Below are 19,095 nucleotides of genomic sequence, written 5' to 3'. Positions count from 1 at the left end.
TAGGGTTCATTCGAAGTGACGGGCCTTTTTGACCAGAGGTCAGTTCGATCAGCCATATTTTTGGTCGCGGCTGATAAAATTGCGCCAACCACCATAGGCAGAGATATCGGACGCGTTCGCTAGGCCGGCGGTCTCTACGAGAAATCCCTTGGCCGCGCTGCCATCCTCGAGTTCGATCGTTCCTACACCGAGTGGCGCCGGAATGGCGGCGACGAAATGACCGAAGGCCTCCGGTCCAAGCCGCCAGACCTCGACATCGATCCGCATGCCGCCATCCGCAACGCGGATCAGGCCGGGTTTCGGCACCGACTGCCCGGCCAGTGCATAAAGCTTGTAGGCGGCGGCGGTTCTTGTGGCGCGCAGGAATTGCGCGCAGAGCTGGTTGAGCTGGCCGTTGAGTGGCATGCCCGACAGATGCGCGCCGACCACCACCAGATCGATCATGCCGTCGCCGGCCGGCACGGTGGCCGGCTGCGCGTCGGGCTGGGGCCAGCCCGTTGCGCCGAGCGAAGCGCCGCTCGCCGCATGCAGGTCGCGGGCGAGCGCCGCTGTCAGCGCATCGCGGCTTGCCGACGCCAGCAAGGTCACGCTCATCGGCAGCCCGTCGTCGCGCGTGCCTGTCGGAACGGCGATGCCGCACATGTCGAGCAGGTTGACGAAATTGGTGTAGGTGCCGAGGCGGCTGTTGGTCTCGATCGGATCGGCGAGCACAGCGGCGGTTGTGTAATGCGTCGGCGCGGTCGGCACGCAGAACAAGTCGACAGAGGCGATGACGGGAGCGAGCTTTGCCCTGTAGGCCTGCAAGGCATAGAGGCCGCGGAAGGCGTCCGCCGCCGAAAGCTTACGCGCGCCGCCGATGATCTTGCGCGTCACCGGATGCAGGGCCGCTTCGTTGGCCTCCATGAAATCGCGGATCGCCGCATAGCGCTCGGCCACCCAGGCGCCCTCGTAGAGAAGGTTGGCGGTGGCGTAGAAATCGCCGAAGGGGATTTCCACCAGCCGGCAGCCGAGCCGCGACAGCGTGGCAAGCGAGGCCTCGAAGCCGGCTTGCATCGCCGCATCGCCGAAGAATTTCAGGTCGGCCTTTGCCGGGATGCCGACGCTCAGCACGGGCGGGCGTACGGCGAGCGGCTGGACAGCGATGTCGCGCGAATATGGATCGGTGGCGTCGCGCGCCGCCGCCACCGAGAACACCCGATAGGCGTCGTCGACGGTCAATGCGAACACCGACACGCAGTCGAGCGTGCGGCAGGCCGGCACGACGCCGGCGGCCGACAGCGCGCCGACCGTCGGCTTCAGCCCGACGATGTTGTTGAGGCCGGCGGGGATGCGGCCGGAGCCGGCGGTGTCGGTGCCGAGCGCAAACGAGACGATGCCTCGCGCCGTCGCCACCGCCGACCCAGACGAGGAGCCGCCCGGCACCAGCTCGGCGTCGATGGCGTTGCGCGGGATCGGCCATGGCGTGCGCACGCCGACAAGGCCGGTGGCGAACTGGTCGAGATTGGTTTTGCCGACGACCAGCGCGCCGGCCGCCTTCAGCCGTGCCACCACGGTGGCGTCGCTGTCGGGCCAGTAGGTGTATTCGGCGCAGGCCGCGGTCGTCGGCATGCCGGCGACGTCGATATTGTCCTTGACGGCGAAGGGGACGCCCCAGAGCGGCTGGGCCACCGGGTCGAACGGGCAGAGGGCGGCGGCGGCCGCCAGCAGCGCGGCCTTGTCGGCCAGATGAATGAAGATGCCGGGATCGTCGGCGGCCCTCAGGCGGGCATGCACCGTCTCGATGACTTCGTCTACGCCGATGCCTGCCTGATAGGCGGCGTGCAGGCTGCTTATGTCGAAGCGCAGGTCGCTCATTTGGCCTCCCCCAGAATGATCACCGGCAGGTCCCACTGGATCAGCACGACGCAGCCGTCTTTCGTCCACACCGAATGCTCTGTGCCGACCGGATTGAGCACCACGCTGCCGGTGGGATAGTCGCCATTCTCGTCACTCTGCGTTCCCTCCAGCACGACGATGGTTTCCAGCCCGACATGGCGATGGCGCGGCACGCCGGCGCCGGGCCGGTAGCTGAGGACGGCGACCGACGGCTCCACCGGCCCGCCCTTCAGCAGCCAGTGCACACTGATTCCATCTCGGAAAGGCTCGAACGCCAGATCGCGCCAGCCGCCGTCGAGCAGGCCGGCAAAGGCAAGATTAGGCATTGGCAATTCCCTCGAGTACCTGATCGGTGGTCGCTGTCCAGCCGACGATGGCGCCCTGCGCCCTGATCATGGCGATCGCCGCTGCCTTGAACTCAGGGAAATAGCTTTCCGTCGCGTCCTCGGCGAGCAGGCACTCATAGCCACGGTCGTTGGCCTCGCGCATCGTCGTCTGCACGCAGACTTCGGTGGTGACGCCGGCAAAGACGAGTTGCTGCGCGCCGAACCGCTTGAGGTCCTCACCGAAGCTCGTGGCATAGAATGCCCCCTTGCCAGGCTTCTCGATGACGATCTCGCCAGGCAGCGGCGCAAGCTCGTCGAGGATAGCCGTGCCCGGCTCGCCGACGATCAGAACGCGGCCCATCGGCCCTACATCGCCGATGCGGATCGAGGGATTGCCGCGATTGCGCTTGGCTGGCGGCAGATCCGAAAGGTCCGAACGATGGCACTCCATCGTGTGGATCACCGGCAGGCCGGCGGCGCGAAATCCCTCGATCAGCCGCTTCACCGTCGGCACGATCGCCACGACCCGGCTGACGTCGTTGCCGAGGCTGGCGCCGAAGCCGCCGGGCTCGGCGAAATCGCGCTGCATGTCGATGACGACCAGCACCAAGCTCTCACGCTCGAAGGCGAACGGAAACGGCTGCGCTGCGATTTCAGCCATCAATGATGTCCAGCCATATGCGCGCCGATCGTCTGCACGCTCGCCTGCGCGATAGGCGTCTCGTAGACCAGTGCGCCGTCCGACATGACCAGGATACGGTCGGAGAGTTCGAGCAGCTCGTCGAGGTCTTCCGACATCAAAAGCACGGCCGCACCCGCATTGCGCGCCTTCATGATGCGGGCGCGGATTTCGGCCACTGCCGAGAAGTCGAGGCCGAAGCACGGATTGGAGACGATCAGAAGGTCGACTTCGCCGGTGAGTTCGCGGGCGAGCACGGCGCGCTGCACATTGCCGCCCGACAGCGAGGCGATCGGCGAGGATAGCGAGGCGGTCTTGACCTTGAACTGCTCGACCAGGCGGGCGCTGAAGGCCTTGATGGCACCGGCGCTGATCCAACTCACCGGCTTGCCGTTGTCGTCAATATCGAAGGTGCGGAAGGAGATGTTTTCGGCCACGGTCATCTTCGGCGCGCAGGCGTTCTTCAGCGGCTCCTCCGGAATGAGGCGGACGTTGAGCGCACGCGCCTCGGCGCGCGTCGCCGCGTAGGCAGTGCCGCGCACCATCACTTCGCCGGCATCGCGCGGGCGCTGCCCGGCCAGTACTTCGAGGAATTCCTTCTGGCCGTTGCCGGAAATACCGGCGATGCCGACGATCTCGCCGGAGCGCACGCCAAGATCCTCGATCCGGATCGACTTCAGCCCGGTGCGATCAGGCGCCTTCAGTGCCTTGACCTTGAGTACGATCTCGGCGTCCGGCTTCGGCTCGGCGCGGCTGTCGAGCGCTGCGATCGGCTGGTCGCCGATCATCATCGCCGCCATCTGCCTGTGGTCAAGGTCGGCGACGCGGCCGGTCCCGGTCAGCCTGCCCTTGCGCAGCACGCTGACGTCGTCGGCGAACGCCGTCACTTCGTGGAACTTGTGCGAGATCATCAGCACGGTGAGGTCGCCGGCCCTTGTCATGGCGCGCACGAGGCCGAGCACCTCCTGCGCCTCGGCGGGGGTGAGTACCGAAGTCGGCTCGTCCAACACCATGAAGGAGCGGCCGAGATAGAGCTGCTTGACGATCTCCAGCTTCTGCTTCTCGCCAGCGGCAAGCTCGGCCACCTTGACATCGAGCGGAAGCTTGAAAGGCATCCGGTCCATGAACACGGCAAGTTCGTCGCGCTCCTTGCGCCAGTCGATGATGGCAGGCACCTTTTCGCGCGAGATGACCAGGTTTTCCGCGCCGGTCAGCGACGGCACGAGGGTGAAATGCTGGTAGACCATGCCAAGGCCGAGCGCCGAGGCGTCCTGGGGGCTGGCGATTGCCACCTCGCGGCCGTCGACCCGCATCTCGCCGGAGGTCGGATGGTAGAAACCCATCATGCATTTGACCAGCGTCGACTTGCCGGCGCCGTTTTCGCCGAGCAGCGCATGGAATGATCCCGCCGGCACCTTGATCGACACATCGCCCAGCGCCGTGAAGGCGCCGAAGCGTATGGTCATGCCGATGGTCTCGACGCCGACGGCCTTGTGGCCGATGATCTTGCTCATCCTCGGTTCCTCACGGCAATTGAGCGACGAATGAGGCCGAGTTCGATACCGCGCCGAAGACGCCGCCCTGCATCTTGATCATCTTGATGGCAGCCAGATGGTTGCCGTAGTCGGTGGCGCCGCAGCAATCCTCCAGCATCACGCATTCGAAGCCGCGGTCGTTGGCCTCGCGCATGGTGGTGTGGACACAGACATCGGTCGTGATGCCGGTAAGCACGATGTTGTCTATGCCGCGCCGGTTGAGGATCAGCTCCAGGTCAGTGGCGCAGAAGGAGCCTTTGCCCGGCTTGTCGATGATCGGCTCGCCCTCGGCCGGATAGAGGTCCGGGATGATGTCCCAGCCCGGCTCGCCGCGCACCAGGATGCGCCCGCAGGGGCCAGGATCGCCGATGCCGGCATTGATGCGACGCGAGCGCCAGCGCTTGTTGGCCGGCAGGTCGGCGAGGTCGGGCCGATGGCCCTCACGGGTGTGGATGATCGTGTAGCCCTTGGACCGCATCGCCGACAGCACCGACTTGATCGGCTCGATCGGCGCACGCACTAGCGACAGATCGTAGCCCATATGATCGACATAGCCGCCCGGCCCGCAGAAATCGGTCTGCATGTCGATGATGATCAGCGCCGTGTTGTCTGGACGAAGCTCGCCATTGTAGGGCCATGGATAAGGATCGGCGTCGATATAGCGCTGGGTGATACCGGCTCTGGCGTTCATGGCAAAAACTCCGGTCTCATTTGGTGATCGACAGTTCGCCCGGAGCGCCGGCGAGCGAGCGGCTCGGCGACGAGGTGGCGATCATGATGACCAGGGTGAGGATGTAAGGTGCGGCGTAGAAGAGGTAATAGCCTTGTGTGACGCCGACCGACTGCAGCGCCGGCCCGAGCGCCCCAGCACCGCCGAACAGAAGTGCGGCGGCAAAGCAGCCGAGCGGGTTCCAGCGCGCGAAGATAACCAGCGCCACCGCCATCAGCCCTTGTCCAGACGAGATGCGCTCAGTCCAGCTGCCGGGATAATAGAGCGACAGATAGGCGCCGCCGATGCCGGCGAGCGCGCCGCCGACGCCGGTGGCGATCAAGCGCACGGTGTTGGGGTTGAGGCCCATGGCGCGCGCGGCGTCGGAACTGTCGCCGACGACGCGCACGATGAGGCCGGCGCGGGTGTTGCGGAAGGCCCACCACAGGAACACCGCAAGAGCGGCGCCGATCAGGAACAGCACGTTGACGTCGAGGGCTGCCTGCACCTGCGGAATGTCGGACCATGCGCCCAGGGGGATGGCCGGCAGGTCGGGCGCCGAGGGCTGGATAAACGGCTTGCCGAAGAAGAAGGCGAGGCCCGAGCCGAACAGCATCAAGGCGATGCCGATGGCGATGTCGTTAACCCCTGGGAATTTGCAGATCCAGCCGTGGAAGAGGCCGAAGCACAGGCCGGCGAAGGCGGCGGCGGCGAGGCCGAGCCAGGGCGAGCCGGTTATAACGGCCACCGCATAGGCGGCCATGGCGCCGAACACCAGCGTGCCTTCCAACCCGAGGTTGATCCGGCCCGAACGCTCGGTGATGGCTTCGCCGAGCGAGACGAAGATGAAGGGCGTGGAGACGCGGATGGCGCCGCCGAGGATGGCGAGCGGCACGCCCCAGAGGCCGATCCCGCTGGCGTCCATCAGCTGCTCCTCTGCCACAGATCGGGGTTGAAGGCCTTGAAGCGGCCGTAGAAGGTCTCGCTGAACAGGATGACGATGAACAGCATGCCCTGCAGCACCAGCACGGTGGCATCAGGCAGGTCCATGCGGCGCTGGATCAGCCCGCCGGAGGCGTCGATCCCGCCGAGCAGGAAGGCGACCGGGATGATGGCCAGCGGATTGTGGCGGGCGAGGAAGGCGACGAGGATGCCGGTATAGCCGTAGCCGGCGGCAAGCGAGGCGTTGGCGCTGCCCTGTACCGCCGCGACCTCGAGCATGCCGGCAAGACCGGCGAAGGCGCCGGCCAACCCGGTGAAAACGACGATCAGCGAGCCGACGGCAAGCCCCTGCACCTGGGCGGCCCTGACGTTGCCGCCGGCGATGCGGGCGGCGAAGCCCCAGCGGGTCTTTTCGATCAGCACCCAGGACACGACGCAGGCGATGACGCCAACGGCAAGGCCCCAATGCACCTCCATGCCCGGCATGTCGCCGATGCGGTAGATATCGGCCAGCGGCTGGGTGGAGGGCTTGTTGAGCGAGGCTGGATCGCGCAGCGGCCCTTCGACGAGCTGGTTCATCAGGGCGATGGCGATATAGGCCATCAGCAGGCTGGAAATGGTCTCGTTGACGGCACGGTAATGGCGGAGCGCGCCGACGGCACCTATCCAGATGCCGCCGGCGGCCATGCCCGCCACGCCCATGACGAGTATCACGATGAAGGAAGGCGCGCCGTCGAGCGCCGTGCCTGCTGCCGCGGCGGCGACGCCGCCGAGCACGATGGCGCCCTCGCCGCCGATAACGACGAGGCCGAGCCGCGCCGGCAGCGCCACGCAGAGCGCCGCCAGCAACAGGGGTGCGGCGCGTGACAACGAGTTCTGCATCGAGAACCACGAGCCGAAGCCGCCACGCCACATCGTTTCATAGAGCTGGACCGGCGACTTGCCGACAGCCAGGATGAACAGGCTGAACAGGGCCATGCCGACGACCAGCGCGGCCAGCGGAATTACGAAAGCCTCGGCCCGCCGGGCCATCCATTCCAGCGCTGCCGGATGACCCCTGGCGCCGAACGTCACCGGCATGCCGACTTCTGTCACTATTTCGGCCATCGCCCCGCTCCCCTTCGATCAGGCGGTCGAGCCGACGACCCCGTCGACCAGATAGTCCATGCTTTCGAGTTCGATCGCGTTCTCGGGGAAGGCTTGGCCCGCAGTGGCTACAACAGCGCCCTTGTTGCTGTTCAGAGGACCCTTGATGACGGCGAAGCCGCCCTTCATCATTTCGGCCAGCGTGGCGTCGAACTGTTTGCGCGCCGGCTCACCGACGGCCGGGCCGAGCGGGCTCATCTTGACGAAGCCATCGGCCAGTCCGCCGCGGGTGAAATTGGGCAGCGGGTTGCCGGCGACGAGATCGTCGACGAACATCTTGTAGACCTTGGCCCAGTTCCATTCGGCACCAGTCAGGTATTTCTCGGGCGCCAGTGGGCTCTGGTTGGCGTGGTAGCCGCAGACGAAGGCGCCGCGGCCGGCGGCCGTCTCGACCACGACCTTGGGGCTGTCGACATGGCAGGTGACGACATCGACGCCCTGGTCGACCAGCGCGTTGGTGGCCTCCGCCTCCTTGACCGCCAGGGACCATTCGCCGGTGAAGATCACCTGGCAGGTGATGGTCGGGTCGACGGAGCGCGCGCCGAGCAGGAAGGAGTTGATGTTGAGCAGCACCTGCGGGATCGGCTTGGCGGCGACAAAGCCGAGCTTCTTGGTCTTCGTGGTGTGGCCGGCGACGACACCGTTCAGGTACTGGCCCATGCCGATATAGCCAAAATAGGATCCGGCATTCTTCGGATGCTTGTCCTTGTTCCACATGCCGCCGCAATGGCGGAACTGCACGTCGGGGAATTTCGTGCACATGACCAGCATATGCGGGTCGAAGTAGCCGAAGGAGGTCGGGAAGATCAGCGAGGCGCCGTCGAGGTTGATCATCGATTCCATCGTCTTCTGGACATCGACGGTCTCGGGCACGTTCTCCTCCTCGACAATGGAGAGGCCCTCGATACCCTTCAGCGACGCGGCCCCCTCGGCATGCGCCTGGTTATAGCCATAGTCGTCCTTCGGGCCGACATAGATGAAGCCGACAGTGGCCGAAGCGGCGAAGGCGCGGCCGATGGGAAAAGATGCCGACGCGAGCCCAAGTGCGGCTCCGGCAGCGGAGGTCTTGAGCAACTCGCGGCGGTTAAGCGTGAATTTCGCGGTCATAGTGAATGCTCCCCTGTAAGACCCTTTTCCGGGTCGGTTAACATGCCTTCGAGAAAGTGCATGCAATCGCCGTGCCAATTCTGAAGACGAAATTTATCTAATAAAATCAGCACCTATATGAAACGCACCTGCTCACGTCAAAGGCAATTGCATGCACTTTTTGCCTTGAAAACAGCCAGTTTGACAGGCAGATTAAAATAGAGGCATAAACAAGAAATATCGATTCGACGGCCGCTGAGCCGCCCAACGAGAAGACCAAACGGAGGAAACTTGTCGGGGAAGCGCAGCTTGATCAGGTCGGGTACGACTGTGGATCAGATGGTGAGGGCGATCGGTGACCGGATCGTCACCGGCTTCTTGCGCCCCGGCGAAAAGCTGGACGAGACCTCTCTCGCCGCGCGCTTCGACGTATCACGCACCCCGGTGCGAGAGGCGCTCGGCCAGCTGAGCGCCATGGGCCTGGTCGAAAGGCGGCCCAACCGCGGCGCCATCGTCGCCGTGGTGACGCAGGAGCATCTCGCCTCGATGTTCGAGAGCATGGCCGAACTGGAAGCGATCTGCGCGCGCTTCTCAGCCGAGCGCATGACCAGCAGCGAGCGCCGCGCGCTCGAGGTCGAGCACCAGGCCTCGGCGCGGATGGTGCGTCTGGGCGCCGAGGAGGACTACGAATACTTCAATACCGAGTTCCACAGCCGGCTTTATCGAGGCGCCCACAACGCACATATCTACGAAATGACCGTGATGACGCGCAGTCGGCTGGCGCCGTTCCGCCGAGCCCAGTTCATGCTGCCAGGCCGGCTCGCCAAATCCTGGCAGGAGCACGATGCCATCGTCACCGCGATCATGCGCGGTGACGGAGTTACTGCGGGAAACGCCGCCAAGGATCACGTTTCCATCGTCAGCAAGGCCAGTTCCGTCTTTGCGCTCGGCGAGCAGTCAAAGGGCACAAGTACGACAATGCCGGTTACCGCCGGTTGACCGCCCACACGCCTTCATCTCGCTTTCCTCCCTTACGCCGCGCAAGCCTGCCACAAGCTTGTTGAGGCATGGTCTGGCTAAGGAAAACCGACAAAAGGCGGACTTTCTTGGCGATTTCTCCACCCAGCGACATCGTTATGGATGTGGCCCGAGCCGTCGACCCGACGGATATTGAAGCCGCCCGCGCCGCGCTTACAAAGCGAGCCGGTGGTGCTGCTGGCGCATTTTCGGTCGGTGACGCCGCTTCGGTGAATGCCGGCTCGATCCTGTCGCGCGCCACCGCCGACAAGGCCGCCGCTTCAACCGACCCCGCCAAGAAGTTCAAGAAGTTCGAGGCCATGGTGCTGCAGACCTTCATCCAGAACATGCTGCCCAAAGACACCGAAGGCGTCTACGGCAAGGGCCTGGCCGGCGACATGTGGAAATCGCAGCTTGCCGAGCGGGTGGCCGACGTCATGGCCGACCGCGGCGGCATCGGCATCGCCAAGTCGATGCTGGCCGACCACTATGTCGAAGGCAAGCGCATCGTGCCGGTCGGCCCGGTTTCGGGCGGGCCGGAAAAAACCGAGATCGATCAACAGAGCAGCCTGTCGACCTCGCTGGTCCACGAATTGCAGCGCAAGGCGGCGCGGTCAATCACCGGTGGCGAGACCACCATCAGGACAGACATCAAGATTTAAGGCATGCCCGGAAGCGGAACCAGTTTTGGAAAGTCATGCTGAACCAAGCAGATAGTGCGTATCCGAGTTCAATCTAACCAGACCGGGATTTCTCATGGCCGACTTTTCGGAATTCACCGCCAACCTGCCAGCACGCACGACCGTGTCGGAAGCGCCGATCCCGTTCGCGCGGCCTGGCAACCTCGCTGCCATCATCGGCCGCATCGAGGACGTGGTTGAGGAAGAGACGGCCGGCATTCGCAACGCCACCGATTATGATCTCAAGGCATCGAACGCCCGCAAGAGCCGCTACCTCTATGAACTGACCCGCGCCATGAAGGGCGGCAGCGAAGCCGAATTTCTCGAACAGCACCGCGAGGGCCTGACCCGGCTGCGCCATAAGCTGGCGAAGAACGAGGCGGCGATCCTGGCGCACCTCAGCGCGGTCAACGAGGTTGCCAACCTGCTGCGGCACGCCATCCAGCGCGCGGAAACCGACGGCACTTATTCGGCCGGCGAATTCGGCTGGGCAAAGGCATGATGCGGGACACAAGGAACGCATCGGCGACCCTGCTCATGCAGGAGGGCAGCGCCGCGTTGCCATCGCAAGTCAATGACGGGGCCCGATGATCAAGGTCATCGCGATCGCGGTCTGGATCTGCGCCGCGACGCTCGGCGCGGTGTTCTATTCGTTCCAGGCTGCGGGCGAAAAGGGCGTCGGCGAAACGCCGAAGCCGATGCTGGGCGGTCTCGACTACGTCAAGACGGATATCATTTCAGTGCCATTGATCCGCGATTCGCAGATCGGCGGCTATTTCCTGACAAAGCTCGTCTATACGGTCGAACCCGAGCAGATAAAGAAGCTGTCCATTCCGGCGGAAGCGCTGATCACCGACCAGGTCTATTCCTACCTCTATTCCAATCCTCAGATCGACTTCACCAACAAGGCGACGATCGATCTCGATGCCTTCCGCGCCGCGATCCGCGATACCGTCAACACGCGTGTGGGCGCCACTTTGGTGCATGAGGTTCTGATCGATCAGGTCAATTTCCTGTCGAAGGACGAAATCCGTGACAACTGGCTGCGTCGCAAGAAAAGCGAGACGGCCGCGGAAATGACCAAGGCTTTCAAGGAACACTGAGTTGCCCTGCCCACGGGTTCCGATCACATCGGGCCCCACCTGCCGCCAGCGCAGGAACCAGCCACCGGAATCCGCGTTGACGTAAACGTCAACCCAAAGCTATATGCGCCAGCGACCGTGATCGCGAAACCGCGGCATGGGCTTCGGCCGGATCGAAGCGCCGTTGCGAGACAGATGCAACCAGACAAGGAGAACAGCGTGAGCGTTCAGGAGATTGCCGAGAAGATCAAGTCGCGCGTGGCAAGCAGCGGGTTCGATCGTTCCGTGAAATTCGACACCGGCAGCGACGGCGTCATCGTCATCGACGGCGCGACAATTTCAACCACCGACGCGCCCGCCGATTGCACCATCAAGCTTTCGATCGACGACCTGGATTCGCTGATCGCTGGCGACCTGAACCCGACCATGGCCTTCATGACCGGCAAGATAAAGGTCGAAGGCGACATGACCGTCGCCATGGCGCTCAGCCAGTTGATCGGCTGAAAACATGCAGCCGCCCAAGGCGGCGCCCACCAATCGCGAAAAAAACGCCGCCTTTTCGGGCGGCGTTTTTGCATGAGCTGCTGGCGCTTCGTGTCTCAGGCCGCCGATGTCAGTTCCTGCGCCTTCAGCTTGCGGCCGGCCGCCTTCAGCGTGCCGTGCACGCCGTCGAGCGCGCCTTCCACCAGTTCCAGGGCCAGCAGGCGGTGCCGCTCATAGGGTCCCGGCATGGCAAGCGAACCGGTCCTGGCGGCCGAGAAGCCGAAGCGTTCATAGTAGGGCGCATCGCCGACCAGCAGGATCGCCGCGTGGCCAAGACGCGCTGCTTCGGCAACGGCATGGCGCATCAGTGCCGAGCCGATGCCGGCACTCTTGAGCGACGGATCGACGGCAAGCGGTCCAAGCAGCAGCGCTGCCGGGCCGCCCTCGCCCAACGTGACATCCCACAGCCGCACGGTGCCGGCCACGCCGCCCGCCGCATCGCGGGCGACGAAGGCCAGGCCTTCCGATGGCCGCCGGCCACGCCGCAGCTTCTCCGATGATTTTTTCCGCCGCTTAGAGCCCATGGCCTCATCCAACAGCGCTTCACGCGCGGCAGCGTCGGCCGCGGTTTCGGCAACGATGGCAATGGCACTCTCCCTCCTCGAGGGGGAGATTTCGCACGGAGCGCCTTCAACAATGAAATTTGCAATATCCATTTCCGCGATCCTTCACGAGCGGAGGTTGTTCCACAGGCGAGCCCGGGCGGGCGACGGACGCCCACCTGGGATGATCTGACCGGCTCTTTCGAACCGTCAGATCACGTAGGATCGGAGAGGCTCGAAGCCGTTGAAGGCGACCGCCGAGTAAGTGGTCGTGTAGGCGCCGGTGCCTTCGATCAGCACCTCGTCGCCGATCGTCAGCGACAGCGGCAGCGGGTACGGCGTCTTCTCGTACATCACGTCGGCCGAATCGCAGGTCGGGCCGGCGAGTACGCAAGGTGCGGTCTCCGTGCCGTCATGGCGGGTGACGAGGGGATAGCGGATAGCCTCATCCATCGTCTCGGCCAGGCCGCCGAACTTGCCGATGTCGAGGAATACCCAGCGCACATTGTCGTTGGCCGCCTTCTTCGAGATCAGGACGACTTCCGACTTGATGACGCCGGCGTTGCCTACCATGCCGCGGCCCGGCTCGATGATGGTTTCCGGGATGGCATTGCCGAAATGCTTGCGCAGCGCCGAGAATATCGCCTGGCCATAGGCCTGCGCTGCCGGCACGTCACGCAGATAACGCGTCGGGAAACCACCGCCCATGTTGACCATCTTCAAGACGATGCCTTCCTCGGCGAGCGTCGCGAACACCGCCTTGGCATCGGCCAACGCGCGGTCCCAGGCGGTCAGGTCGGTCTGCTGCGAGCCGACGTGGAACGACACGCCATAGGCATCGAGGCCGAGCCCCTTGGCATGGCGCAGCACGTCGACGGCCATCGCAGGCACGCAGCCGAATTTGCGCGACAGCGGCCACTCGGCGCCCTCGCCATCGGTCAGCACGCGGCAGAACACGCGGGAGCCTGGAGCGACACGGGCGATCTTCTCGACCTCTTCGACGCAGTCGACCGCGAACAGGCGGATGCCGAGCTGGTAGGCGCGTGCGATGTCACGTTCTTTCTTGATGGTGTTGCCGAAGGAGATGCGGTCCGCCGGCGCACCGGCGTCCATCGCCATCTCGACTTCGGCAACGGAAGCGGTGTCGAAAGACGAGCCCATCGCAGTAAGCAGGCGCAGGATTTCCGGCGCCGGGTTTGCTTTCACCGCATAGTAGATTTTCGAATCGGGCAGCGCCTTCTCGAAGGCTCGGAAATTGTCGCGCACGACATCGAGGTCGACAACGAGGCAAGGGCCGGACGGACGTCGGGTGGCGAGGAAGTCAAGGATGCGCTGGGTGGCCATCGGGGTCTCTCCATCAGCGCCTTTCGGCGCGCAATAAGGCTGCGGGACGCGGGCTGTTGGCCTCGCGAACACGCGGTGGACAAAGGCGGGACGGAAATCCATGGAACCAGCCGGTGGAGACCCCGGAACCATGAAACGCCGTCTCGCGGCGGTGAACCTTGGCCTTGCCCGGCCTCGGTTCGCTTTGTCTGCCTTGGCTTGGATGGGAGACCCGTCCGCACTGCCGGCAATGAAGGTGTGCCTCTTCAGTAACCCCGGTCTTTGGACAACCGGCAGAACACCAGAAAGGCCCGCACCGTCGTTGCTTCAAGGTGTCCTCGGGCTTGCGGTTGGCCGCTAGACCGACTGGAGGGGTTAGCTCCAGTTACCTTACCGATTTCCCTCACCATTCGAGGATCGGCGGACACCCACAGGCACGTGCGACTTTGGGCAAGCGCGATATAAGGTTGAACGATTTCACAATCAATAAAAATCGTATTCCAGGTTGTAAAATTCCTGGCATCGAACAATGCTGCGCCAACCGTATCCGGATAGCGAACGATGACAGGCACGCACGGCCCTCTAAACGCCTTTCTCGACCTTCGCCAGATGCCGGTGGCGCATGCCGAAACTGGCCCTCTGGCCGGCTTGCGGCTGGCCGTCAAGGACATCTACGACGTCGTCGGCTACCGCACCGGTTGCGGCAACTTGCAGAAATTCGCAGACAGCCCCGCCGCCTCGCGCACGGCGCCGGCCGTGCAAGTGATTCTCGATGCCGGGGCGCGCTTCGTCGGCAAGACCCAGACCGACGAGCTTGCGTTCGCGCTGTTCGGCCAGAATGCGCATTTTTCGTTTCCGGTGAACCCGGCCGCGCCCGACCGTGTCACCGGCGGCTCGTCATCGGGATCGGCGGCCGCGGTGGCGGGCAGGCTTGCCGATATCGCCACCGGCTCCGACACCGGCGGCTCGATCCGCGCGCCGGCGAGTTTTTGCGGACTGATCGGGCTGCGCACCACGCATGGCCGCATTTCGCTCGATGGCACGATGAAGCTGGCCCCGAGCTTCGACACGTTCGGCTGGTTCGCCGACGACATCGAGACCTACGAGACCGTTGGCAGGCTGCTGCTCGGCCGCGACCCGCACCAGAACACGCTCAATCGGCCGCTGGCGCTGGACTGGCTGGATGGGATGGTCCACCACCCGGCGCTTGCCGAATATGCCCGAATGAAGGCACTGGCGAGTACGGTGTTCGGCGCGCCGGCGCCGGCAACGACGCGCTTCACCTCATCTCCCGATGAACTCTACTGGTGCTTTCGCCGGCTGCAGGCCAAGGAGGCTTGGGCGGTGCATGGCGAATGGATCACCAGCGGCGAGCGCGACCTCGGTCCGGGCGTCGAAGAGCGCTTCGGCTTCGGCCGTGCCGTCGATGACAAAACAGCCCAGGCCGAGAAGGTGCGCCGACTGACCTTTCGCGGCGAATTGAGCGCCCTACTGGGCAAGGATGGCTTCCTCATCCTGCCGACGGTGCCGGGCCCAGCTCCCTACGTGGACAGCACGCCGGAGCAGTTCCAGGCCTATCGCGAACGGGCGCTTCAACTTCTGTGCCTGGCCGGCCTGTCCGATTTTCCACAGATCACCCTGCCCATCGGCTCGGTCGCCGGCGCCCCGTTCGGCCTGTCGCTGCTTGGCCCTTCCGGCAGCGACATTGCCCTGATACGGCTCGGCCGGAAACTTCTCGACGCCGCACGAAAGGCCTGACCATGGACACACTGACCCGCATGCGTGCCTTCATCGACGTGGTCGAGGCCGAGGGCTTTTCGGCGGCGGCACGCAAGATCGGCCGTTCCAAGGCCCTTTTGTCGAAATATGTGCGCGAACTGGAGGACGAACTCGGCGCGCTGCTGCTCAACCGCACCACGCGCCAGTTCTCCATGACCGAGGCCGGCCACACCTATTACCGGCGCGCCTCGGAGATCGTGCGCGAGGTCGACAGCCTGGCCGACGCCGTGCGCGAATCCTCCGGCGACGTGCGTGGCCGGATCAAGCTGTCGGCGCCGCGCACCTTCGCCGACGCGCCGGTCGGCCAGTCGCTGATCGATTTCGCCAAGCAGCATCCCGACATCGTGCTCGACGTCCAGCTCGACGACCGCTTCGTCGATTTGGTCGAGGAAGGCTTCGACCTCGCGGTACGCATCTCGCGGCTCGAGAACTCGTCGCTGATCGCGAGGCGGCTGGCGCCATTTTCTATTAAGCTCTGTGCCTCTCCCGAACTGATCGCCAAGCATGGCATGCCGACGCGGCCGCAGGATCTTAGCCGCATGCCCTGTATCGTCGACACCAATGGTCGCGGATTGAGCAACTGGCCGTTCAAGGGCGACAATGGCGATCCGGTGAGCGTTTCGGTGTCGGGTCCCATCGAGGTCAACAGCCCGATGACGGCGCGTGCGGCGACCGTGGCCGGGTTGGGGTTTTCCGTCCTGCCGGATTTTATCGCCGCGCCCGACCTCGAGAGCGGCCGGCTGGTGTCGGTGATGGATGACCGCATCCTGCCGGGCGGCGGCATATTCGCCGTCTACCCGCACCGCCGTTACCTGCCGGCCAAGGTTCGCGTTTTCGTCGATTTCCTGGTGCAGTGGTTCAGGACGCGTGAAGCTGCCTGACCCATTCAGTCGAGTCCCGGTCCCAATTTCGCCCCCTTTCTGATAACTCTCGACATTACTCCAAGGCACATGGAATCGCGACTGAGAATGCACCTGAAACGGCACGCAATCATGCTGGCTTCGGCCTTGGCGGCAACCATTGCCGCCACCGGACCGGCTGAGGTGCACCCGCACGTCTTCGCCGAGGCCCGCCTGGACGTGATCCTCTCCCCGGATCACCAAAGTGTGAAAGCGCTGCGTCATCTCTGGCGCTTCGACGATCTCTTCTCCAGCACGGTGATGATGGAGTTCGACAAGAACTCCGACCTGAAGCTCGACGACAACGAGCTCAAGGAGGTCGCCGACACCGTCCATGCCTCGCTGGCTGAATTCAATTACTTCCAGCTCGTCACCGTCGACGGCAAGGACGTGGCGATGACGCCGCCGCCGCATCTGATGGCCAATTTCGACAACGATCAGTTGATCATCCTGTTCGAGTCCGAGCCGAAAGTGCCGATCAGGCTCAACGGCAAGATAGACATCGGCGTCTACGATCCGACATTCTACACCGCGATCGACTTCACCGACGATTCCAACATCACGGTTGAAGGCCTGCCGTCGAACTGCACCAGTAAGGTGATCCGTCCGGACCCGGACGAGGCCATCAAAGAAAACCAGAAGACCCTCACCGATGCCTTCTTCAACGATCCGACAGGCACCGACATGAGCAAGATCTTCGCCACCAAGCTCGAACTGACCTGTCAGCCAGAAGGATGAAGCCGGTGACGAAACCGTCCCTGCGTTTGGCATTCGGCCTGTTGGCCGCCACTGTCGTCATGATGCATCTCGCCAACTCCGCCCACGCCCAGAGTTCGCTCGGCATCGGTGTCAACGACGGCATCGCGCCCAGCACCGGCCCCTTCGCCCACATCCTGATTTGGATCAATCTGCGGCAGCAGGAATTCTATCGCGCGCTGGCAACGGCAATGAAGGCGATGCGCCAGGACGGCAGCAAGATTTGGATACTCGTCGGCCTGTCCTTCGCCTACGGCATCTTCCACGCCGCCGGACCGGGCCACGGCAAGGCGGTGATCTCGTCCTACATGGTCGCCAACGAAGTGGCGCTGCGGCGCGGCATCCTGTTGTCCTTCGTCTCGGCGCTGCTGCAGGGCCTCACGGCGGTCGCGGTGATGGGGGTAGCCTATTTCGTCCTGCGCGGCACCTCCGTGACGATGACGGACGCGGCCTGGTTCATGGAGATCATGAGCTTTGTCTTCGTCACCCTGTTTGGCGCCTGGCTGCTGTGGCGCAAGCTCGGCCCTGCCGTTCTGCGCTTGTTTGGCAAAGGTCCAGCCTACAGCCTGTCGGCGGCGCACGCCGGCCATTCTCATGGTGGCCATTCGCATGCCGGTCATTCGCATGCAGCCCATGGCCATTCGGCGCATGGCCATTCGCATGCGCTGCAGGTGCATCACGATCATGACCACGTGCACAACCATTCCCACGATCATCACGACCACGGAACGCATGACCATGATCACGCCACCCACGATCATGCCCATCACGATCACGCGGCGGGCGAGGTTTGCGACACCTGCGGCCATTCGCACGCACCCGATCCGGCGTTGCTGTCGGGCGATCGCTTCGATTGGCGCACCGCATGGTCGGCGGTGGCGGCGGTCGGCATCCGCCCCTGCTCCGGCGCGCTGATCGTGCTCAGCTTCGCGCTTCTCAACGGACTTTGGCTCGGCGGCCTGCTGTCGGTGCTGGCGATGTCGCTGGGCACTGCGATCACCGTCTCGGCGCTGGCGACACTGGCGGTGACGGCAAAGAACTGGGCGGTGTATTTCGCCGGCGACGGCCGCATGGGCAACCGCATCCACTCGATCGTCGAGATCGGCGGCGCCGCCTTCGTGTTCCTGTTCGGACTGTTGCTTTTGTCGGCGAGCCTGGCGTCAGGCGGATGATATCCCCACCGTAGTGCTGCGGGTTTAACTCGCGATCTTGCCGCCGAGTTCATCCTCGATATGGGCGCGGATGATCTCGTCGAAACTCTTTTCGGCGCTGAAACCAAGCTCTCGTGACCGCCGCGCTTCGAACCTTGTCGGCCAGCCCTTGACGATCGCCCAGATCGTCTCGTCCGGCTCCTCGCGGATAAGGCTTGCCACCTTCGGCCCGGCGATGCGTTCCAGCGCCTCGATCTGCTCGCCAACGGTGACCGCGACGCCGGGCATCGTCAGGTTGCGGCGCGGCCCGACAGCGGCGCCATCGATCTCCGCAGCATGGATCAGGAAATTGACCGCCGAACGCGGGCTGGCGTGGGTGTGCACGACAGAGCGCGGCACCGGCAGGATCGCCTCGTGGCCGCTCAAGGGCTCGCGGATGATGCCAGAAAAGAAGCCGGACGCCGCCTTGTTCGGCTTGCCGGGTCGCACGCAGATGGTCGGCAGCCGGATGCCGATGCCATCGAAGAAGCCGCGCCTGGTATAGTCGGCCAGCAGCGCTTCGCTCATCTGCTTCTGGGTGCCGTAGGAGGTCAGCGGCGTCGGATGGAATTCGTCCGGTATGACATCCGGGAACGGCGCGCCGAACACCGCGATCGACGAGGTGAAGACGACACGCGGTGCAAAGCCCGCCAGGCGAATGGCATCGAACAGCGCGCGCGTGCCGTCGAGATTGACGCGGTAGCCGAGTTCGAAATTTGCCTCCGCCTCGCCGGAGACGATGCCGGCGAGATGGAAGACGACATCGGGGCGCGATGCGACCAGGCGCTCGGTGGCACCCGCCTCGGCTAGATCGCCGGTGTGGAGGGTGATGCTGGCCCCGTCCATGCTAGGTGCCTGCGGCGACACGATATCGTGCAGTTCGAGCGCGGTGATCTTGCCGCCGCGCAACGTGCCGTCCTTGGCCAGCCGGGCGATGAGCTTGCGGCCGACCATACCCGCGGCGCCGGTGATCAGAATGCGCATGT

20 protein-coding genes are annotated in these 19,095 nt (G+C 64.3%); 9 read left to right on the top strand and 11 right to left on the bottom strand.

What is annotated here, in order from left to right:
- Window positions 1-48: 48 nt before the first annotated feature.
- From atzF to NKJ01_RS01145, 8 genes are read right to left on the bottom strand one after another with little or no spacing between them, the layout of a single operon-like run.
- Window positions 49-1,854, bottom strand: a complete 1,806-nt coding sequence (gene atzF, locus NKJ01_RS01180; RefSeq protein ID WP_352725343.1) for an allophanate hydrolase — start codon at window positions 1,852-1,854, stop codon at window positions 49-51.
- Window positions 1,851-2,201 carry a cupin domain-containing protein gene (locus tag NKJ01_RS01175; RefSeq protein WP_352725341.1) on the bottom strand — a complete coding sequence of 117 codons (351 nt, stop codon included), beginning with the start codon at window positions 2,199-2,201 and terminating at the stop codon, window positions 1,851-1,853. Before NKJ01_RS01175 ends, atzF begins: the two co-directional genes overlap by 4 nt.
- On the bottom strand, window positions 2,194-2,862 hold the full coding sequence (locus NKJ01_RS01170; RefSeq protein ID WP_352725340.1) for a cysteine hydrolase family protein: 669 nt from the start codon (window positions 2,860-2,862) through the stop codon (window positions 2,194-2,196). Before NKJ01_RS01170 ends, NKJ01_RS01175 begins: the two co-directional genes overlap by 8 nt.
- A complete protein-coding gene (locus NKJ01_RS01165; protein ID WP_352725338.1) occupies window positions 2,862-4,394 on the bottom strand; it encodes an ABC transporter ATP-binding protein in 1,533 nt (510 codons plus the stop codon). The genes NKJ01_RS01170 and NKJ01_RS01165 overlap by 1 nt, the downstream gene beginning before the upstream one ends.
- Window positions 4,395-4,404: 10 nt before the next feature.
- Entirely contained in the window at window positions 4,405-5,106 is a 702-nt protein-coding gene (biuH, locus tag NKJ01_RS01160) for a biuret amidohydrolase (protein ID WP_352725336.1), read from the bottom strand.
- Between the two features lie 16 nt (window positions 5,107-5,122).
- On the bottom strand, window positions 5,123-6,049 hold the full coding sequence (locus NKJ01_RS01155) for an ABC transporter permease (protein ID WP_352725334.1): 927 nt from the start codon (window positions 6,047-6,049) through the stop codon (window positions 5,123-5,125).
- Window positions 6,049-7,146, bottom strand: coding sequence for an ABC transporter permease (locus NKJ01_RS01150; protein ID WP_352725493.1), 1,098 nt, complete (start codon window positions 7,144-7,146; stop codon window positions 6,049-6,051). Before NKJ01_RS01150 ends, NKJ01_RS01155 begins: the two co-directional genes overlap by 1 nt.
- A gap of 45 nt (window positions 7,147-7,191) precedes the next feature.
- Window positions 7,192-8,319: a BMP family ABC transporter substrate-binding protein gene (locus NKJ01_RS01145; protein ID WP_352725332.1), complete on the bottom strand. Its 1,128-nt coding sequence runs from the start codon at window positions 8,317-8,319 to the stop codon at window positions 7,192-7,194.
- Between the two features lie 318 nt (window positions 8,320-8,637).
- Here NKJ01_RS01145 and NKJ01_RS01140 point away from each other — a divergent pair, with 318 nt between their 5' ends.
- The 5 genes from NKJ01_RS01140 to NKJ01_RS01120 all read left to right on the top strand — a co-directional run bounded on the left by NKJ01_RS01140 (window position 8,638) and on the right by NKJ01_RS01120 (window position 11,581).
- Window positions 8,638-9,297: a GntR family transcriptional regulator gene (locus NKJ01_RS01140; RefSeq protein ID WP_352725491.1), complete on the top strand. Its 660-nt coding sequence runs from the start codon at window positions 8,638-8,640 to the stop codon at window positions 9,295-9,297.
- Window positions 9,298-9,365: 68 nt separating this feature from the next.
- Window positions 9,366-9,977, top strand: a complete 612-nt coding sequence (locus NKJ01_RS01135) for a rod-binding protein (protein ID WP_031260324.1) — start codon at window positions 9,366-9,368, stop codon at window positions 9,975-9,977.
- A 94-nt stretch (window positions 9,978-10,071) separates the two neighbouring features.
- Entirely contained in the window at window positions 10,072-10,497 is a 426-nt protein-coding gene (locus NKJ01_RS01130) for a hypothetical protein (protein ID WP_023759775.1), read from the top strand.
- Window positions 10,498-10,582: 85 nt separating this feature from the next.
- Window positions 10,583-11,098: a hypothetical protein gene (locus tag NKJ01_RS01125; protein WP_023759774.1), complete on the top strand. Its 516-nt coding sequence runs from the start codon at window positions 10,583-10,585 to the stop codon at window positions 11,096-11,098.
- Between the two features lie 198 nt (window positions 11,099-11,296).
- Complete coding sequence (locus tag NKJ01_RS01120; RefSeq protein WP_023759773.1) at window positions 11,297-11,581, top strand: SCP2 sterol-binding domain-containing protein; 285 nt, start codon at window positions 11,297-11,299, stop codon at window positions 11,579-11,581.
- 95 nt (window positions 11,582-11,676) lie between these two features.
- On the opposite strand, the gene NKJ01_RS01115 is transcribed toward NKJ01_RS01120, so the two are convergent.
- Both NKJ01_RS01115 and odc2 read right to left on the bottom strand, forming a co-directional pair.
- Window positions 11,677-12,276 carry a GNAT family N-acetyltransferase gene (locus NKJ01_RS01115; protein WP_352725329.1) on the bottom strand — a complete coding sequence of 200 codons (600 nt, stop codon included), beginning with the start codon at window positions 12,274-12,276 and terminating at the stop codon, window positions 11,677-11,679.
- Between the two features lie 96 nt (window positions 12,277-12,372).
- Window positions 12,373-13,506 carry an ornithine/lysine decarboxylase gene (gene odc2 / locus NKJ01_RS01110; protein WP_352599681.1) on the bottom strand — a complete coding sequence of 378 codons (1,134 nt, stop codon included), beginning with the start codon at window positions 13,504-13,506 and terminating at the stop codon, window positions 12,373-12,375.
- A gap of 540 nt (window positions 13,507-14,046) precedes the next feature.
- Here odc2 and NKJ01_RS01105 point away from each other — a divergent pair.
- The 4 genes from NKJ01_RS01105 to NKJ01_RS01090 all read left to right on the top strand — a co-directional run bounded on the left by NKJ01_RS01105 (window position 14,047) and on the right by NKJ01_RS01090 (window position 18,091).
- Window positions 14,047-15,243 (top strand): amidase, encoded by a 1,197-nt coding sequence (locus tag NKJ01_RS01105; protein WP_352725327.1) that lies wholly within the window; start codon window positions 14,047-14,049, stop codon window positions 15,241-15,243.
- A 2-nt stretch (window positions 15,244-15,245) separates the two neighbouring features.
- Entirely contained in the window at window positions 15,246-16,145 is a 900-nt protein-coding gene (locus NKJ01_RS01100) for a LysR family transcriptional regulator (protein WP_352725325.1), read from the top strand.
- 87 nt (window positions 16,146-16,232) lie between these two features.
- A complete protein-coding gene (locus NKJ01_RS01095) occupies window positions 16,233-16,901 on the top strand; it encodes a DUF1007 family protein (protein WP_352725323.1) in 669 nt (222 codons plus the stop codon).
- Window positions 16,898-18,091 (top strand): nickel/cobalt transporter, encoded by a 1,194-nt coding sequence (locus NKJ01_RS01090; protein ID WP_352725321.1) that lies wholly within the window; start codon window positions 16,898-16,900, stop codon window positions 18,089-18,091. The genes NKJ01_RS01095 and NKJ01_RS01090 overlap by 4 nt, the downstream gene beginning before the upstream one ends.
- Window positions 18,092-18,115: 24 nt before the next feature.
- On the opposite strand, the gene denD is transcribed toward NKJ01_RS01090, so the two are convergent.
- Window positions 18,116-19,093 carry a D-erythronate dehydrogenase gene (gene denD / locus NKJ01_RS01085; RefSeq protein WP_352725319.1) on the bottom strand — a complete coding sequence of 326 codons (978 nt, stop codon included), beginning with the start codon at window positions 19,091-19,093 and terminating at the stop codon, window positions 18,116-18,118.
- Between the last annotated feature and the right edge of the window lie 2 nt (window positions 19,094-19,095).

Origin of the sequence: Mesorhizobium sp. M0276, assembly GCF_040321755.1 — a bacterium.
Lineage (GTDB): Bacteria > Pseudomonadota > Alphaproteobacteria > Rhizobiales > Rhizobiaceae > Mesorhizobium.
The sequence above is the reverse complement of the archived record's forward strand: the minus strand, read 5'-3'. Positions and strand labels throughout refer to the sequence as shown.

Excerpts from the sequence above, each read along its gene's own strand:
- odc2 (WP_352599681.1), bottom strand. The coding sequence starts at position 13,506 with ATGGCCACCCAGCGCATCCTTGACTTCCTCGCCACCCGACGTCCGTCC.
- denD (WP_352725319.1), bottom strand. The coding sequence starts at position 19,093 with ATGCGCATTCTGATCACCGGCGCCGCGGGTATGGTCGGCCGCAAGCTC.
- NKJ01_RS01145 (WP_352725332.1), bottom strand. The coding sequence starts at position 8,319 with ATGACCGCGAAATTCACGCTTAACCGCCGCGAGTTGCTCAAGACCTCC.
- NKJ01_RS01170 (WP_352725340.1), bottom strand. The coding sequence starts at position 2,862 with ATGGCTGAAATCGCAGCGCAGCCGTTTCCGTTCGCCTTCGAGCGTGAG.
- NKJ01_RS01150 (WP_352725493.1), bottom strand. The coding sequence starts at position 7,146 with ATGCCGGTGACGTTCGGCGCCAGGGGTCATCCGGCAGCGCTGGAATGG.
- NKJ01_RS01090 (WP_352725321.1), top strand. The coding sequence starts at position 16,898 with ATGAAGCCGGTGACGAAACCGTCCCTGCGTTTGGCATTCGGCCTGTTG.
- NKJ01_RS01175 (WP_352725341.1), bottom strand. The coding sequence starts at position 2,201 with ATGCCTAATCTTGCCTTTGCCGGCCTGCTCGACGGCGGCTGGCGCGAT.
- NKJ01_RS01155 (WP_352725334.1), bottom strand. The coding sequence starts at position 6,049 with ATGGACGCCAGCGGGATCGGCCTCTGGGGCGTGCCGCTCGCCATCCTC.
- NKJ01_RS01135 (WP_031260324.1), top strand. The coding sequence starts at position 9,366 with ATGGTCTGGCTAAGGAAAACCGACAAAAGGCGGACTTTCTTGGCGATT.
- NKJ01_RS01100 (WP_352725325.1), top strand. The coding sequence starts at position 15,246 with ATGGACACACTGACCCGCATGCGTGCCTTCATCGACGTGGTCGAGGCC.
- NKJ01_RS01115 (WP_352725329.1), bottom strand. The coding sequence starts at position 12,276 with ATGGATATTGCAAATTTCATTGTTGAAGGCGCTCCGTGCGAAATCTCC.
- biuH (WP_352725336.1), bottom strand. The coding sequence starts at position 5,106 with ATGAACGCCAGAGCCGGTATCACCCAGCGCTATATCGACGCCGATCCT.
- NKJ01_RS01095 (WP_352725323.1), top strand. The coding sequence starts at position 16,233 with ATGCACCTGAAACGGCACGCAATCATGCTGGCTTCGGCCTTGGCGGCA.
- NKJ01_RS01105 (WP_352725327.1), top strand. The coding sequence starts at position 14,047 with ATGACAGGCACGCACGGCCCTCTAAACGCCTTTCTCGACCTTCGCCAG.
- NKJ01_RS01165 (WP_352725338.1), bottom strand. The coding sequence starts at position 4,394 with ATGAGCAAGATCATCGGCCACAAGGCCGTCGGCGTCGAGACCATCGGC.
- NKJ01_RS01130 (WP_023759775.1), top strand. The coding sequence starts at position 10,072 with ATGGCCGACTTTTCGGAATTCACCGCCAACCTGCCAGCACGCACGACC.
- NKJ01_RS01125 (WP_023759774.1), top strand. The coding sequence starts at position 10,583 with ATGATCAAGGTCATCGCGATCGCGGTCTGGATCTGCGCCGCGACGCTC.
- atzF (WP_352725343.1), bottom strand. The coding sequence starts at position 1,854 with ATGAGCGACCTGCGCTTCGACATAAGCAGCCTGCACGCCGCCTATCAG.
- NKJ01_RS01140 (WP_352725491.1), top strand. The coding sequence starts at position 8,638 with ATGGTGAGGGCGATCGGTGACCGGATCGTCACCGGCTTCTTGCGCCCC.